This window comes from Pseudoselenomonas caprae, from assembly GCF_008271345.1.
Lineage (GTDB): Bacteria > Bacillota > Negativicutes > Selenomonadales > Selenomonadaceae > Selenomonas_A > Selenomonas_A caprae.
In genome coordinates, this window is the sequence record NZ_VTOZ01000014.1 from 26,825 (window position 1) to 41,365 (window position 14,541).

16 protein-coding genes are annotated in these 14,541 nt (G+C 53.1%); 3 read left to right on the forward strand and 13 right to left on the reverse strand.

What is annotated here, in order from left to right; translation table 11 throughout:
• Positions 1 to 50: 50 nt before the first annotated feature.
• Positions 51 to 509: a low molecular weight protein-tyrosine-phosphatase gene (locus tag FZ041_RS07865; protein WP_149189175.1), complete on the reverse strand. Its 459-nt coding sequence runs from the start codon at positions 507 to 509 to the stop codon at positions 51 to 53.
• Positions 510 to 795: 286 nt separating this feature from the next.
• Here FZ041_RS07865 and FZ041_RS07870 point away from each other — a divergent pair, with 286 nt between their 5' ends.
• The gene (locus FZ041_RS07870; RefSeq protein WP_149189176.1) at positions 796 to 2,172 is read left to right on the forward strand and encodes a serine hydrolase domain-containing protein; all 1,377 of its coding nucleotides are present in this window, start codon (positions 796 to 798) and stop codon (positions 2,170 to 2,172) included.
• 181 nt (positions 2,173 to 2,353) lie between these two features.
• Here the strand turns inward: FZ041_RS07870 and FZ041_RS07875 are convergent, their stop codons facing one another.
• From FZ041_RS07875 to FZ041_RS07895, 5 genes are all read right to left on the reverse strand, one after another.
• The gene (locus tag FZ041_RS07875) at positions 2,354 to 2,995 is read right to left on the reverse strand and encodes a peptidoglycan recognition protein family protein (protein ID WP_149189177.1); all 642 of its coding nucleotides are present in this window, start codon (positions 2,993 to 2,995) and stop codon (positions 2,354 to 2,356) included.
• Positions 2,996 to 3,230: 235 nt separating this feature from the next.
• Positions 3,231 to 3,464 carry a hypothetical protein gene (locus tag FZ041_RS07880; RefSeq protein WP_149189178.1) on the reverse strand — a complete coding sequence of 78 codons (234 nt, stop codon included), beginning with the start codon at positions 3,462 to 3,464 and terminating at the stop codon, positions 3,231 to 3,233.
• A 221-nt stretch (positions 3,465 to 3,685) separates the two neighbouring features.
• Positions 3,686 to 3,967, reverse strand: coding sequence for a hypothetical protein (locus tag FZ041_RS07885; RefSeq protein ID WP_149189179.1), 282 nt, complete (start codon positions 3,965 to 3,967; stop codon positions 3,686 to 3,688).
• A 109-nt stretch (positions 3,968 to 4,076) separates the two neighbouring features.
• Positions 4,077 to 4,952, reverse strand: coding sequence for a zinc-ribbon domain-containing protein (locus FZ041_RS07890; protein ID WP_149189180.1), 876 nt, complete (start codon positions 4,950 to 4,952; stop codon positions 4,077 to 4,079).
• 93 nt (positions 4,953 to 5,045) lie between these two features.
• Complete coding sequence (locus FZ041_RS07895; protein WP_149189181.1) at positions 5,046 to 6,221, reverse strand: PrsW family intramembrane metalloprotease; 1,176 nt, start codon at positions 6,219 to 6,221, stop codon at positions 5,046 to 5,048.
• A 194-nt stretch (positions 6,222 to 6,415) separates the two neighbouring features.
• Here FZ041_RS07895 and FZ041_RS07900 point away from each other — a divergent pair, with 194 nt between their 5' ends.
• Positions 6,416 to 6,958: a zinc ribbon domain-containing protein gene (locus tag FZ041_RS07900; protein WP_149189182.1), complete on the forward strand. Its 543-nt coding sequence runs from the start codon at positions 6,416 to 6,418 to the stop codon at positions 6,956 to 6,958.
• Between the two features lie 61 nt (positions 6,959 to 7,019).
• On the opposite strand, the gene FZ041_RS07905 is transcribed toward FZ041_RS07900, so the two are convergent.
• From FZ041_RS07905 to mqnE (FZ041_RS07925), 5 genes are all read right to left on the reverse strand, one after another.
• Positions 7,020 to 8,351 carry an amidohydrolase family protein gene (locus tag FZ041_RS07905; protein WP_149189183.1) on the reverse strand — a complete coding sequence of 444 codons (1,332 nt, stop codon included), beginning with the start codon at positions 8,349 to 8,351 and terminating at the stop codon, positions 7,020 to 7,022.
• A gap of 98 nt (positions 8,352 to 8,449) precedes the next feature.
• Positions 8,450 to 9,301 carry an MTAP family purine nucleoside phosphorylase gene (locus FZ041_RS07910; protein ID WP_149189184.1) on the reverse strand — a complete coding sequence of 284 codons (852 nt, stop codon included), beginning with the start codon at positions 9,299 to 9,301 and terminating at the stop codon, positions 8,450 to 8,452.
• Between the two features lie 11 nt (positions 9,302 to 9,312).
• Positions 9,313 to 10,341: a cyclic dehypoxanthinyl futalosine synthase gene (gene mqnC, locus FZ041_RS07915; RefSeq protein WP_149189185.1), complete on the reverse strand. Its 1,029-nt coding sequence runs from the start codon at positions 10,339 to 10,341 to the stop codon at positions 9,313 to 9,315.
• Complete coding sequence (gene mqnE / locus FZ041_RS07920) at positions 10,338 to 11,432, reverse strand: aminofutalosine synthase MqnE (protein WP_149189186.1); 1,095 nt, start codon at positions 11,430 to 11,432, stop codon at positions 10,338 to 10,340. The genes mqnC and mqnE (FZ041_RS07920) overlap by 4 nt, the downstream gene beginning before the upstream one ends.
• Before the next feature lie 23 nt (positions 11,433 to 11,455).
• Entirely contained in the window at positions 11,456 to 12,553 is a 1,098-nt protein-coding gene (mqnE, locus tag FZ041_RS07925; RefSeq protein WP_255449305.1) for an aminofutalosine synthase MqnE, read from the reverse strand.
• A 272-nt stretch (positions 12,554 to 12,825) separates the two neighbouring features.
• Here mqnE (FZ041_RS07925) and FZ041_RS07930 point away from each other — a divergent pair, with 272 nt between their 5' ends.
• The gene (locus FZ041_RS07930) at positions 12,826 to 13,068 is read left to right on the forward strand and encodes a hypothetical protein (RefSeq protein WP_075445170.1); all 243 of its coding nucleotides are present in this window, start codon (positions 12,826 to 12,828) and stop codon (positions 13,066 to 13,068) included.
• Positions 13,069 to 13,319: 251 nt separating this feature from the next.
• On the opposite strand, the gene FZ041_RS07935 is transcribed toward FZ041_RS07930, so the two are convergent.
• Positions 13,320 to 14,024 carry a Crp/Fnr family transcriptional regulator gene (locus FZ041_RS07935; protein ID WP_439653965.1) on the reverse strand — a complete coding sequence of 235 codons (705 nt, stop codon included), beginning with the start codon at positions 14,022 to 14,024 and terminating at the stop codon, positions 13,320 to 13,322.
• Between the two features lie 3 nt (positions 14,025 to 14,027).
• Positions 14,028 to 14,531, reverse strand: coding sequence for a flavin reductase family protein (locus FZ041_RS07940; RefSeq protein WP_082336293.1), 504 nt, complete (start codon positions 14,529 to 14,531; stop codon positions 14,028 to 14,030).
• Positions 14,532 to 14,541: the final 10 nt, after the last annotated feature.

Here is a 14,541-nt window from a genome sequence, read left to right on the forward strand (position 1 = left end):
TTCGCAAAAGTTTACAATGATACACATCCAGCAATAATTACCTATCTATATTACCGCATTGACTGAATCTTGTCCAGCAGAGAACGACATCCTCTAGTAACGTCCGCGTAAGTTGCCTCGAAGTTCCCCGTATACCACGGATCAGCAACCTCACGCGCCTCATCAGCATACTCGAGCAGCAGATGACACTTGCCCTGGGGATCGCCGCCTGTGAGTCTTGATAAATCACGCATATTCTCATCATCCATCGCGATGATCAAGTCATATTCCTCATAATCTGTGTACCGTATCTGCCGAGCCTGTCGCGACGTAAACGGCACACCATGCGCGCGCAGCACCCGTTTTGTCCCCGGATGCGTATCGCTGCCGATCTCGTCGGTACGGCAGGCCTTCGACTCCACGAGGATCTCCTCCGTAAGCCCAGCCTTTGCCACCATATCCTTCATCACAAACTCAGCCATCGTCGACCGGCAGATATTGCCATGACAGACGAAAAGAACTTTTTTCATATCCTAACACTCCTCATCACATCAAATTTCATCACTCACGTTATTCCCTCCCCACTATATTACAAAACACGTCGAAACATCAAATCGGCCAATTTTCTGACTGTTTCAATAGCTATTAAAGCAAGTGTTTTGGCAAACTGGAAAAATATTCATGATTGCATAGTAAAGACTTCATTAGCTGACCGCGCATGTTTTATTGACTTTTCAGAAAAGAGAATCTATTATAAAAGAAATATGACAAGGTACAAGACCATTTGCATGAAATTCGTAAAAGGAGTTGAACGGTATGAAGAAACGAATCCCCGCAATTGTTCTGGCGATATTCTGCCTGCTCATGAACACCTGCCTGGCTATGAGTAAGGAAAGCAAGGCCGATTTGGACAACGAGCTTGCCCAAATGGTCGGGGATACCGGAACGAAGGTTCCAGGGCTAGGGGTAATCGCCTTTAAGGATGGCAAAGAAGTTTACAGCAACTTTCAAGGTTCAGCTATTATCGACAGCCAAAATCCCCAAAAGAATCGGCCCTTTACCCGCGAAAGCCGTTTTCGCGCAGCTTCCGTCTCCAAGATGTTTACCGTGTTCACGATTATGCAGCTGGCCGAACAGGGAAAACTTAACCTGGACGACGATGTGAGCAAATATTTGGGATTCACGCTCAGGAATCCCAATTACCCAAATACGCCCATTACTGTGAGAATGTTGGCTTCTCACCAATCCTCCCTGCGTGATGGCAAGATTTACAGCATTCCACCACAGATGGGGCTGCAGGAATTCTTCCACAAAGACGGCAAGTTCTACGAAGATGGTGCGCACTTTGCCCCTGCTGGCCAGGAACCGGGCAAATTCTTTGCTTACAGTAATCTGAATTATGGCCTTTTAGGAACCATCATCGAAAAAGTTACAGGCGAACGCTTTGACCAGTATCAAAAGAGCCATATCTTAAAACAGCTGGATATAAAAGCTGACTATCTGCCCAGTAATTTCAGCCAGAAGGAATTCAAGAAACTCGGTGCAGTTTACCAGAAAAAAGATGCTGCCGGCGTCTGGAATGAAAACGGTCCCTGGCGCGCTACGCAGGATGGCTATCCCCAGGGACAGCCGAAAAAAGATACGGTTGCCCTGCAGAATCCTTATGCCGAAAATTTCCAGGACACCTACAGTCTGAAGGATTATGTTCCCGGCACCAATGCTACGGTATTTTCCCCGGCAGGCGGCCTGCGGATTTCCTGTGAGGAGCTTTCCCATGCGCTTTCCATGCTGCTTAACGATGGCACCTACAAGGGCAAACAGATTCTCACCCCGGCCTCGGTCAAGACCATGCTGGGGCGCGAATGGATTTATGACGACAAAATCAAGAACGGCAACAACTATGGCGGCACGATTCTCTCCTATGGTTTGGGCATTTACCAGATGGACGGCAAAAGCACAGCCCGCTTCTGTAAAGATACGGAAATCGACCTGGTAGGACACACCGGTGAAGCGTTCGGTCTGCTCTCCATGCTGGCTATCCGTCAAAACACCAAAGATGGCTTTGTCTACATCATGAACGGCGAAGCCATTGAAGAGGACGAAGACACACGCAGTGCTGGTAAATTCAGCAATAACTACATCTGGGAAGAAACCCTCAGCGATGCTATCTGCCGCAATGTTTTTGTCCGCTGATAAAACCGAATGACCTAGAAAAAGCCGCTGGATTACTCGGGCATACGAGCCCGCCAATTCAGCGGCTTTTTCATTTGTTTTTATCGATGTTCCAAAATATCCAGCAGGGCATTGTCATCTCTTCCCAAAATTAGATAGTCGATGGTACCCAATTGCCTGCCGCCCCCTTCTCAACCGCATCCTACTTATCATAAAATTTAAGACCTTCATCTTGCAAGCGACTTTTCAAAACAGTCATGAAAATACGGCCCGGATCTATTTTTTCTGAGCGATAGTCAGGTATATTTTCAATGTATAATCCGCTACTTCGGGCTGCATCCTGCTGATAATGACCAAAGACATAGGAAATTGTCGTGTATTTTTTATGTAAATATTTGATTAGCTCAACATTTGCTTCAAGTTGCGCATCCGTTAAATCTTCTACGCCATTAACTCCACCTACATTTTCTATGCCAATTGCACACCAGTTGTAGCCTATAATGTGTCTATTAAGCGCTGTTTCAGGTGTGAGTCTGAATATTTTCCCATCCCGTGACACCAGAAAGTGGGAGGCAACATTTAGCGTCCCATCAGCGCGTGCCTCTTGATAAAAATGGTTATAAGCGGATTCCCAAGTACTCGATGCTGTCCAATGCACAACAATAGCTTGCGGAATGATATCTATTCGATCCAGATTGTAGTGTGTTATGGCATACTCACGGATAAGCTGCTCTCTAACAGCAGACCATAGTATTGGCTTATCAATGATCTGTAATTCACCAGCAAAAGTTTTTGTCATAAGGCAAAGTGAAACCAATAGAAGAAATACTGTCTTTCTTATCATAAACTTTGCTCCTCTTTTCCAAAATTCTCTACCAAACACGGCACCGTATTCGTGTCCTTTTCATCTTTCTACTCCCTGACCAAACAGTATTCCATTATTGTCACGATAAAACATATGACTATATTACTTCGCCAAATCCGAAACAGTTCCTTTTATGAACCGGAAATTTTCTGGATATCCTAGTAAAAGCCGCTGAATTAACCAGTCATTCTGCCCGTTAAATCAGCGGCCTTTTTTATTTCGCTTTTGCTGCCATTTCCTTCATCAGCCAGTCATGGATTGCCTTGTTATTTACCTGTCCATCTGTGGGATTTTCATCAAGATATGTTGTTTTGAAATAGCCGGGCAGCTCTTCGTTAATAAGCTGTATTGCCCAGGCACCTCTATTCTCGCCAATCCCGTAAATGGCATCCTTATTGACCGCATAGTTCTTGCGCACGCTCTGTAACAAGGAAGTCAGGATTTCCATGCCTCTTGTATTGGTTAGACGACCAACATGCGCCTCAAAATCTTTCGTCGATTGAACGGTCAGGCTCCTCTTTATTGACAGTTCAACAGATGACGAACAGGGAATAATATTTCTGTTCCCTCTAATTTCTCCCATTATATCCCTAAAGATATGGACGTATTATGATCGCATTTATTTTGACTGTGTTTTCACCGTCTCTTTTATTGTTAGCGCGTTATTGACTAAAGCATCTGTTTCCGCGCATAGATATCCGTCGCAAAATCAATCATTTCCTTCCAGCTGCCAAACCGTGTGGTCTTTACTACATGTCTATCCATCTGTTCTTCGGGCAGTTCCTCGAAGTCCTGCTGGGATGCAATATGGAACTTACCGCCTTGCAAGAATTTCTCGAAGGTCCGGTAGTTTGTATACTTGCGCATAAATGATTTGTCGAACAAATCCTCAAAATCCACCGGCTGCGGCAGTGCGCCCGGCAGCTGGTAGTAGCCTGTCAGCTTTACCATTGCAATCACCTCAAATTTACATCTATTTCTTATATCTTAGCGTATCCCTTGCTTTCCCGCAATCGAAAAGGCCACGGCAGCTGCCGTGGCCTTTGTTGTTGCTATGCTCTTACTCGACAAGGACTGTCGGTTTGTTGCTGCCCTTGAACATCAGGAAGCTGTTGTCCTGGAAATTGATGCAGCGGAAGGTGATCTGATATTTTTCAGCCTGCGGCAGCTCTGCCAGCGGAATGACATCCGCCTTCGAGGTCGACGCGCCGGGAGCTACTACCTGACGCACCTCGACACTCTGGAAGGAATGTCCAGTCACAGGGCTCTTCATTGGCTCGCCGGCCTGATCGAGTGCCCGCACGGAAAGCTCCAGGCTGGAAAAGCCTTTTGCCAGCTTGTTCGTATAGAGCAGGCACAGCTGCGGATGCCCCGCAGCATCCATGGAAATCCGGGCATCCTTCAGCATCAGGATCAGCTCGTTCGTCTCATTGTTCATGAGCTTGCGGTCTTTGTGCTTGAGCGACAGCACCCCTGCCTGCTGCGTCTCCGTGCCAGGCTGGTCAGCGCCCTTTTCTACCGGATCAGTCTGTGTCACCTCGGGCTTGTCGTTGGCGCTCGACGAGCTCACGGCCATAAAGCCCAAACCGAGTACAGCGACAACGGCCAGCGTGATTGCTACGATCTTGCCTGTGGAGGCGCGGTTCTGTGGCTGCGGATAATAGCCGCCCGGCATATTCATCTGCGGCGGCACCGGAGGCACATTCGGCTGCGGCGTCACGTTTGGCTGTTGCGCCGTCATGACTGGCTGTGGCTGGGGAGGCGGCGTGACTTTCGACATCTGCGCCTCAGGGACCACATCCGTGCCGCTGGCCGTACCTGCACCCTCTGTACTGGCCGCTGCCTGCGGTTTCGTCTCTGCCATCACTTTCGTGCCGCAGTTCTTGCAGAATTTCGCATCATCTGGCAGTGGGGTGTTACAATTTTTGCAAAACATAGTTGTTCCTCCATCATTCGTCAAATCTTTTCATCGTCGTCCCACAATCCCCAAAATATCAAAACCTAAATCCACAATCTGAATGCCGTTTGCTCAGGCGCCTGGCGTTTCCTGCGGCACGGCTTGTTGTGCCTGCGCCTGCTGCGCAGAAATCTGCCGCAGGCCAGCATGCAGCATGACCAATACAAAGATCCAGACCAGCACCATGAGCCCGGCCTGCGTGATGAGCGGCAGGATATGCGAGAGCAGTGGCATATCCCAAAGACCATGCAGGACGATGCAGACCAGCAGGAACTTCAGAAACCGGAAGTCAAAAAAGTGATCCGCGCGCAGGGGCTGGCTGCCCTTGACCATTGCCAGGGCCGCGCCCGTGAGGCTTCCCCAAGCCACATGACCACCGAGCGCCAAGGCTGCGCGCAGGTAAAGCACGACCAGACTGTTTGTCTTGGCGATGTAGCCCGCCGTCTCAAAGACGGCAAAGCCTGCACCGACTGCCGCACCGATCAGCAGACCGTTCAGGATATACTTCTTTTCGGCACCGCGCAAAAAGTAGGCGATGACGATAAGCTTGCCGACTTCTTCGGCAAAGCCGACCAAAAAGGTACTCGTATTGTTCAGCTTCTCAAAGCCAATGAAGCCGTAGACCAGCATCGTCATGATGAGCGATATGACGCCACCAATGAAGAATATCTGCGTGGTTTCAAAGATGCTGATATTCCGCGGTGCATTGACCTCGAAAAAGAAAATCAAGGCAGAAAACGGCACCGCCAAAGCCCCGATGAATATGACCCCCGGCGCAGCCAGCTGGTTGCCCAAGGCCTGTGTCATGAACAACAGGCAGGCCATCGTGATGGCCAGCACGAGAAAGACGCGTGAATAAAGCCACGGATGCGGCCAAGCCGCCGATATATACCGTTCTGGCGGTGTCGTCGCAGCTGTGCCATAAATGAAGATTTCCTCAGCCTCTTGCTTCGTATGCTGGCGGAATACGCTTTCCACCAGGTCCTTCATCTTGAGATCAACGTGTTCCGTTCCCCCGGTCATACGATTGACATTGTCGATGAAGGTTGCCAGCGTCCCCTTTTCCTGCGGCCGTGGCCACAGATAGGGTTGCGGCATCATCCCCTGCTGGTATTGTACCTGCTGCTGGTACGTCATTGGCTGCGTTGCTTGCTGCGGCGGCATCTGAGCCATCACTGGCTGCCCACAGGCAGCACAGAATCTCTCATCCCCGTCCAGATGCGAGCCGCAATTCGCGCAGAACATCATGAACCCCTCCCTGATTCTCAAATCAAATCATTTGCTTGCTCCCTACCATATCATTAAAAAAAATGAATAGCAATCGATTTTAATCGATTTAACGGTTATCTAATTGAAGATTAATTGCCGTCAAACAAACCATGTGTATTCTATATAAAGAACAAGTCTAGCTTGTAGTCTGTTTTGAGAAATGAGGAATTTTTATGTACTGTATGAATTGCGGGCAGCAATTACCCGCTGACGCAAAATTCTGCACCAATTGCGGCGCAACCTGCGCTCAGCAAGAACAGCCGGCCCAGCCGCATTTTGCACCGCAGCCGCCGGCCGGAACCATGCCGTATCCGCCGCAGGCCAGTGGGATGGCCGTATGGCCGGGCATGATGGTCTCGTTCACGCCGGAACAGACAGCTCTGTTGGACAAGGGATGGACCCTCTGCCGTCTGGCCGTCGTCCTGCCCATCGTCCTCGGCATCCTCGCCGCGGGGCAGGAGAACCACCTGCTGCAGCGCATCACAGCCCTGTCCAGCCTCATCATGTACTGCGTAGACAAGAGCTACCTCAAGCAAGTCGGCTTGCGCATGTCTGCCTGGTACTATCTGGCCATCGTCCTTTGCCCGCCGATCTATCTCCACCATCGTGAGACGCTTACCGGCAAAGGCCATGCCTGGTCCATTGCCATCGGCATCATCTATGCACTCGTCATGCTGCTGGTCCTCGCGGCTATCATCAAAGTCATCCAGCACTGAAAAAAGCCTATCAAGCAGCTGCCATCGCTGCTTGATAGGCTTTTTCTGGCGCTCTGGAGGACTAGCGGACATAGCGGCCAGCTACATACCGGGCCGTGATATCTTCCGGTGTACCATGATAGATGAAATACTGCCACCGCTCCATGACGGAACGATCCGCTAGTGCCGCCGGCGTCCGTACGATCAAGAGATCCGCGTCATACCCCAGCTCAAAGCTGCCGACCTTTCCAAAGAAAGAACCGCCGCCTTTCGTGGCCAGATAGAACGCCTCGGGCAGTGTCAAGGCCTTTTCCTCAGGCTGCTCCATCGCCCGCACCTTGGAGACCTGTATCGCCCGCACGATGACATGGGGCATGAACAGATCATGCCCGGCACCGACATCGCTGCCCAACGCCACCTTCGCCCCCGCCGTCAGGAACCTGCGCACAGGCATGATGCCGCTGGTAAGGTTCAGATTGGATTCGGGACAGAAAACAGGATATACCCCATGACTGACCAAATCCCTGATCTGCGCCGCATCCATATGGATGCAATGGGCCATCAGCGTCGGCGTCGTTCCGTAGAGGCCATAGTGTGCATAAACCTGCGGATAGTCGCGGATGGTGGGGAAAAGCTCTGCAACCCATTGGATTTCCCCTTTGTTCTCGGATAGATGCGTCTGCACCGGGAGATTCTCCCGCCGCGCCAGGTCGCCGAGATCCTGCAAGAGTTTTGGCGTCACCGATGGCGCAAACCGCGGCGTCAAGATGGGCCGCACCAAATCCGTCCAGACTGGTGCATGGACAAACTGCTCGGTTTCCGCCAAAGAAGCCTCGCTTGTTTCGCATAGATAATCCGGGGCATTGCGATCCATATTGACCTTACCGACATAGGCGCCCAGCCCGCGCTTGGCCAGTTTCTGGGCCAGTATCTCGGCGCTCTGGCGGTGGATAGTTCCATAAACCGCGGCCCGCGTCGTCCCGCACTTCGCCAACTCAGCCGCAAAATCCTCATATACACGTTCTGCATAGGCAGGATCGGAAAACTTCTGCTCCTCGGGGAACGTATACTTTTCCAGCCACGTCAACAAAGACTCATCCATCCCCAGCCCGATCTGCCGGTATTGCGCCGCATGCACATGCAAGTCGCAGAATCCCGGCATGATGAGCTGACCGCGGCAATCCTGCTTTTTCAGATCCGCATAGGCTGCGGGCAACTCAGCATAGGTGCCCTGTACCTTGCCTTCCTTGACCACCAGATAGCCCTGCGGCAGGATTTTCGCTTCTCCGCAGGCCGGGGTATAGACGATGTCCCCCTGCACCACAAAATCCCGCTCGGCAGCAGCCGCTGCCGACACCAGCACCAGCCAGCAAAGCAGGAACACCAAACAACTAGATCGGAAATATCTCTTCATCTCCCTGCCTCCTTCATTCCCTGAACGTCTGATTCCAACTTATTATTCAAGAAAGGCTGTGCATTTTCCTGCACAGCCTTTCACATTTGGATAGCCGATCAGCCCTTGGCCGATACTTCGTTATAGACGTCTTTGAGCAAGGTTTCCTTGCGAAGGTCCAAGCACTCACAGTGACGGTCATCAGCATCGACGTTGCGGATGGTCTCGAGGATGATCTCGCCAATCATCGGCGCATCGTCATAGAAGATGTCGGCCATATCCTGATGGGACCACTTCTCGCGGATGCCCTCGCCATAGTTGACCGTGAAGTAGAGCCCTGCATAGCAGGCCCCGATCTCGCGGGCCAGATAGACCTCCGGCGCAATGCTTTGGCCGACGATATCAGCATGGCCGTTCATCATGGCCACTTCAGCCGGGCTCTCGAAGTGACGGCCATCGGTGACCGCATAGGTACCGCGCGTGAAGACGCGGCCAGCAAAGCGTTTCTTCGTCGCCGCGATCAAGGCCTGCCGCATCTCGGGGCACAGCGCATCGCGCATGATGAGCAGATAACGGCCATCAAGCATGACATCCTTGCGCACCGAAAGGTCAAGGTAATCATCGGGGATGATGAAATCCCGCAAATCCAAGAGCTTGTTGACCGTGCCGACGCCGCCCTCGGAAATGATGCGCTTGACACCAGCCTCGCGAAAGGTCCAAAATACCTGACGGCTGGCATCAGCCCGGGTGACCCCCGAGCGCCAGCCATGCATCTTGACGGTCAGCACGCGCTTTTGGCCTACCCGGAACAAGCGGATGGCCGGGCTCATGCCATACGGCGTCTCAAAGTGCAAGTTATCAGCAAGGATTTCAACGTCCTCATCCGGCAGATTCGCCGGAAAGTTGCTCGAAAGCGTGCCCGATCCGCCCACGACGGCATAGTCGGCTTTCGGTATCTTGATTTCACTCATACTCTATCTCCTCAAAACCGGCGGATTACCCTGTACTCCGTATCACGCTGGGCGGGCATCCTGCCAGCGCCGCGAATCAGCTCCGCCATCTTATTGATGCTCATCTCATAGCGCGTACCCGCGGCACGCACGACATTCTCCTCAAGCATGATACTGCCGAGGTCATCCGCGCCAAATCCCAGGGTCAACTGGCCAATGCGCTCGCCCTGCGTGACCCACGACCCCTGGATATGCTTGACGTTATCCATATAGAGACGCGTGAGCGCCAGTGTCCGCATGTAGTCCCAGCCCGTCGTTTTCTCTCCGCCAAGCTCGGTATTGCCAGGCTGATAGGTCCAGGTAATGAATGCGCGGAAACCGCCCGTCTTGTCCTGCAACCGGCGGATCTTTTCCATATGCTCGATGCGCTGGGCCATCGTCTCGCCAAAGCCGATGACCATCGTCGCCGTGCTCTCCATGCCGATACTGTGTGCGCACTCCATGACATGCAGCCAGTCGTCAGTCATGATCTTCTTGGGACTCACGCGCCGCCTTACCTCATCGACGAGGATCTCCGCCCCGCCCCCCGGCAGGCTCGAAAGCCCTGCTGCCTGCAGGCGCTTCAACGTGTCGAGGATTGAAAGGCCTGCCTGTTGGGCAAAGTACTGGATTTCCGTCGCCGTGAACGAATGGATCGTGATCTGCGGAAAATTCTCCTTGATGAGCCGCAGCATCTTCTCATAGTATTCGATACCGAGGTCAGGATGGAGCCCGCCCTGGATCATGACCTGCGTGCCACCAGCCTCTACCGTCTCGCGGACCTTCTCCAGAATCTCCTCATAGGAAAGCAGATAGGCATCCTTGTGATCCTTGCGGCGGAAAAATGCGCAGAACTTGCACTCGTTCTTGCAGACATTCGTGTAGTTTATATTGCGGTCAACGATGAATGTGACCGTATCGTCAAACAGCTTGCGGCGCGCCGCATCTGCCTGCTGCCCGAGCTCGATCGGGTCGCCATGCAGCAGCAGCTCCTCGCCTTGTGCTGGTGTCAGTCTCGTCATGCCTTCACCTCATGATAGAACGTATCGCGCTCCACCGGCTCATAGCCAGTCTCCCGGATCATCTTCTCCAGCGTCCCCCGCGTGATGCCCGTATTCGTTTTGGCCCCGGCAGCATGGATGATCTTTTCCTCGCCGATGGTTCCATCGAGATCATCGGCACCGAAGCCCAGCGCCAGCTGGGCAATCGGCATCGTCAGCATGATCCAGAACGCCTTGATATGGTCAATGTTGTCAAGAATCAGCCTTGATAGCGCCATCATCTTCAAGTCTTCCCACGAGCCCACGCGCCGCAGGCCGTATTCTTCGCCGAGCTTCGTATTGCCCGGATGGAACGGGAACAGCATGAAGGCCTGGAATCCGCCCGTCTCATCCTGGATATCCCGGATGGTAATGAGATGCTGCAGCCGTTCCTCGATGGTCTCTACATGGCCGTACATGATCGACGCATTCGTGCGGATGCCCAGGCTGTGCGCCGTCTTCATCGTCTCGATCCACTCAGCAGTCGTCGCCTTCTTCGGGCAGATGATCTGCCGCACGCGGTCAGCAAGGATCTCAGCGCCACCGCCCGGCAGGCTGTCAAGCCCCGCTGCCTGCAGGATCTCGAGCACCTCACGGATGGATTTCCCCGTCAGCTTCGCGAAATTCACGATTTCGACCGGCGTGAACGCCTTGACATCGGCCTGTGGCAGCGCTGCCTTGACCTGCCGCACGACGTCTGCATAATAGTCAAAGGACTTGTCGGGATGCAGTGCCGAGACGATATGGATCTCCGAGAGGTTCTTGACCTGCTGCGCCTCGGCAACGATACGCGCAATATCCTCCGTTTCCAGCGTGAAACCGCGCTTGTCGCCGTCCTCGACCTGGAACGCACAGAGCGGGCAGTTCGCGCTGCAGACATTCGTCAGATTGATATGGCGGTTGACGGTGTAAAACACCTTCCGGCCGCTCTTCTTCTCCTTAGCCTTGCGCGCGCAGGCTGCGAGGAACAAGATATCATTGTCCTCGTAGAGTGCCAGCGCGTCCCCAAGGCTAAGGCGCTCACCGCGCTCGGCCTTGGCACGGGCCGCGGCGATATTCTCCTTTATCTCCATGGAGCTTCCTCCTGCCTTCCGGCTCACTCAAACTTGCGGATGATGTTGAAATTGCAGTCACAGGAAGCCGGGATGCGCCCAGCTTCCTTGACGATGCGGATGATCTGGTTCTCCGATAGCGCTGTCGGGCTCGTCGCACCGGCATCGTGCAGGATGGTCTCTTTATGCACCGTGCCGTCGATGTCGTTGGCACCAAATCCCAGGGCAACCTGTGCGACCGGCACGGTCAGCATGACCCAGTACGCCTTGATATTCGTGAAGTTGTCGAGCATCAGGCGCGAGATCGCCATGGTGCGCAGATCGTCCCACATGCTCGTCTGCTTGACCGACTGCCCCAGCTCCGTATTCTTCGGCAGGAACGGGAAGCAGATAAAGGTCTGGAAGCCTCCCGTCTCATCCTGCAACTCCCGCAGCCGCAGCAGATGGTCGACGCGCTCTTCGATGGTCTCGATGTGGCCGTAGAGCATGCTCGCGTTCGACTTGATGCCGAGCTTGTGCGCCGTACGCGCGACCTCGAGCCACTGGTCGGCCGACGCCTTGCCTGGGCAAAGCTCCCCGCGCACACGGTCCGAGAGGATTTCAGCACCGCCGCCCGCGATGGCCTGCAGGCCGCCTTCATCACGCAGGCGCACGAGTACCTCCTCGATGGACAGACCCGAGATCTCGCTGAAATGCGTGATTTCCACTCCCGTGAAGCCCTTGATGTAGAGCTGCGGGAACGTCTCATGCAGTGCCTTGACGATGCCGAGATAGTGCTCGAACGTCCAGGTCGGATGCAGACCGCTGACAACGTGGAGCCCCGCCAGATCCGGATCCTGCATCGCATCCCGCACCACGGCGATGGCCTGCTCTTTGCTCATCGCATAGGCACCCTTGTCATCCTCGTCGCGGCCGAACGCACAGAACTTGCAGTGTGACGTGCAGATATTCGTAAGATTCACATGACAATTCACATTGTAATAAACGATATCGCCGCATTTTTCCTTGCGGACATGGTCGGCCATAGCGCCGAGCCAGGCAATGTCCGGACAGTGGAACAGGCAGATGCCGTCCTCACGGCTGAGCCGCTCCCCGCCCATGATCTTTGCCTCGATATCCCGATAGGTTTCCGCTGCTAACAATCCATTCCCTCCAAAATCTATGATATAGGAAAGCCGTCTCTATACATATCTATTAATTATAACATCTCTCGGTTACATTTGCAGGTATTTATCGTTCGTTTTCATCTTCTCAGTAGAAAATAATAGTTTCCTTAATCAACTTTTAACAGCCTCCACCTTGTTTTCTAAGCCAGCAGCTCTATACTGTTAACTGTAGTCAGGAACGACACATACACCGTTCTCAGGGACTGAGATGTTCAAAGACTATTCTACGAAAAGGAGATGAACATACCATGTTCAACAAGAAATGCTTGAAAGTCACTACGGCTGCCGTTCTGGCCAGTTTCGTAAGCCTTGGCATCTTCAGTGCCACGGTCTCCGAGGCCAGTCCGCGCCATCATCAGGAGTTCGGCCCCCGCTATGAGGTCCAGGAACTCTCGCACCGCTCCCATCCGAAGAAATATTCCGAGGGGGAGCGCAATACCGCAGCCATCATCGGTGCGGTAGTCGGTGCCGTCATCGCCAAAAACACCTGATGCAACCCCAAACCTGCAAATATAATCAACATCTAATGTCTAGCATATGTTTTTTTAAAAAAACGTGTCTATACTTTAGGTTGTGAGCAGGAAAGCGAATACACACATCTTTGTGAACTTCCCTATTGGTAATTCTTCTTCCCCAGAAGAATTTACATACATTCGATTCCTAAATCTCTAATTCTCTCGAAAAACGGGACATGCCCCCACAGCATGTCCCGTTTTTCTATGCAGATTTCCCCGCACACCTCTCAGAGATATGCCTCAAAGCGCTCCATATCTACGACTTTGATGGTCTTGCCATCAACAGCCAGTATCCCTTCGCGCTGCATAGCCGAAAGCTCGCGGGAAAGAGACGGCCGCGTGACCGCCAGATACGCCGCCAGGAATTCGCGGCTGACTGCCAACTCTATGCAGCCATCGCCGCCAAGGTGCTGGAACAGGAAGCGCACGATCTTCTCACGCAGGCTGCCACTGGCGAGCACCTTGAGCTTGCCAGCCATGAAGTACGCCTTGCGCGCGAAGATGCGCATGAGATTGCGTTGCACCAAAAGCGCACTCTGCGTGAGCTCGCCGCCTGCATCAAACGACAGCAGCCGGCTCGCAATCTCGAGCACACGGGTCGGCTTCACCGCCTCGACATACATGTCATAAGGCTGTTCCAGTACCTCGTAGACCTCGCCAAACATATCCCCAGCCTCGGCGATTTCCGAAAGGAAGATCTGCCGTCCCGAGAACGTGTCCTTGAGGATATGTACCTCACCAGCCAGCAGGATATAGATGCAGTGCGGCACTTCACCCTCATAGAAAACGATATCTCCCTTGGCATAATCCCTGATACGCACCTGCGCCAGGCTCAGCAGCTCGCGGATCTCCGCCTCGCTCATCCCATCTGTCAGCGAGCATTTCTGCAGCACAGGGATAAGCTGTTCCTTCACTTCCGTCATCGCTGCCATCACTTACTCCTGCACGAGGATCTTGTCGATCTCGACGATATACATCGTATGGTAATCATCGTTGTACCATTTCTCATCACAAGCCTTGTCGATGAAGCACTCCTGCTTGAGCTCCTGCGCATAGAGCTTGCGGCAGAGCATCGTCACGCGCGCTTCATCAAAGTACGTGCGGCCATTGTCATGACGTACGGTAAGTCCAGCCTTGGCAATCTTGTCCTCATCGCGGCCCGAAACAGTACCGAAGTAGCTCATCATCTTGCGGCGGTCCTCCGCAAATACTGACAACGTCAGCCCCTCGGCCTTATCAATGAACTCCTTCGTGTAGCGGCTCGGACGGATGAAGATATATGCCACCGGCTTGCCCCACATGATGCCCATGCCACCCCATGAGGCCGTCATTGCATTTGCCTTGCCCTCAGCTTCGCCAGTGACAAGCAGCCAATCCTTGCCGATTACCTGGAACACGCTTTCGTTGAATGCTTCTGGTTTGACTTCTTTCATTGCCATTGTGCTTATT

Coding starts and splice junctions, on each gene's coding strand:
- FZ041_RS07910 (WP_149189184.1), bottom strand. CDS start 9,301: ATGAGTGAAATCAAGATACCGAAAGCCGACTATGCCGTCGTGGGCGGA.
- FZ041_RS07895 (WP_149189181.1), bottom strand. CDS start 6,221: ATGATGTTCTGCGCGAATTGCGGCTCGCATCTGGACGGGGATGAGAGA.
- FZ041_RS07935 (WP_439653965.1), bottom strand. CDS start 14,024: ATGGCAGCGATGACGGAAGTGAAGGAACAGCTTATCCCTGTGCTGCAG.
- FZ041_RS07900 (WP_149189182.1), top strand. CDS start 6,416: ATGTACTGTATGAATTGCGGGCAGCAATTACCCGCTGACGCAAAATTC.
- FZ041_RS07940 (WP_082336293.1), bottom strand. CDS start 14,531: ATGGCAATGAAAGAAGTCAAACCAGAAGCATTCAACGAAAGCGTGTTC.
- mqnE (WP_149189186.1), bottom strand. CDS start 11,432: ATGGAGATAAAGGAGAATATCGCCGCGGCCCGTGCCAAGGCCGAGCGC.
- FZ041_RS07890 (WP_149189180.1), bottom strand. CDS start 4,952: ATGTTTTGCAAAAATTGTAACACCCCACTGCCAGATGATGCGAAATTC.
- FZ041_RS07880 (WP_149189178.1), bottom strand. CDS start 3,464: ATGGAAATCCTGACTTCCTTGTTACAGAGCGTGCGCAAGAACTATGCG.
- FZ041_RS07885 (WP_149189179.1), bottom strand. CDS start 3,967: ATGGTAAAGCTGACAGGCTACTACCAGCTGCCGGGCGCACTGCCGCAG.
- FZ041_RS07875 (WP_149189177.1), bottom strand. CDS start 2,995: ATGATAAGAAAGACAGTATTTCTTCTATTGGTTTCACTTTGCCTTATG.
- FZ041_RS07905 (WP_149189183.1), bottom strand. CDS start 8,351: ATGAAGAGATATTTCCGATCTAGTTGTTTGGTGTTCCTGCTTTGCTGG.
- mqnC (WP_149189185.1), bottom strand. CDS start 10,341: ATGACGAGACTGACACCAGCACAAGGCGAGGAGCTGCTGCTGCATGGC.
- FZ041_RS07870 (WP_149189176.1), top strand. CDS start 796: ATGAAGAAACGAATCCCCGCAATTGTTCTGGCGATATTCTGCCTGCTC.
- FZ041_RS07865 (WP_149189175.1), bottom strand. CDS start 509: ATGAAAAAAGTTCTTTTCGTCTGTCATGGCAATATCTGCCGGTCGACG.
- FZ041_RS07930 (WP_075445170.1), top strand. CDS start 12,826: ATGTTCAACAAGAAATGCTTGAAAGTCACTACGGCTGCCGTTCTGGCC.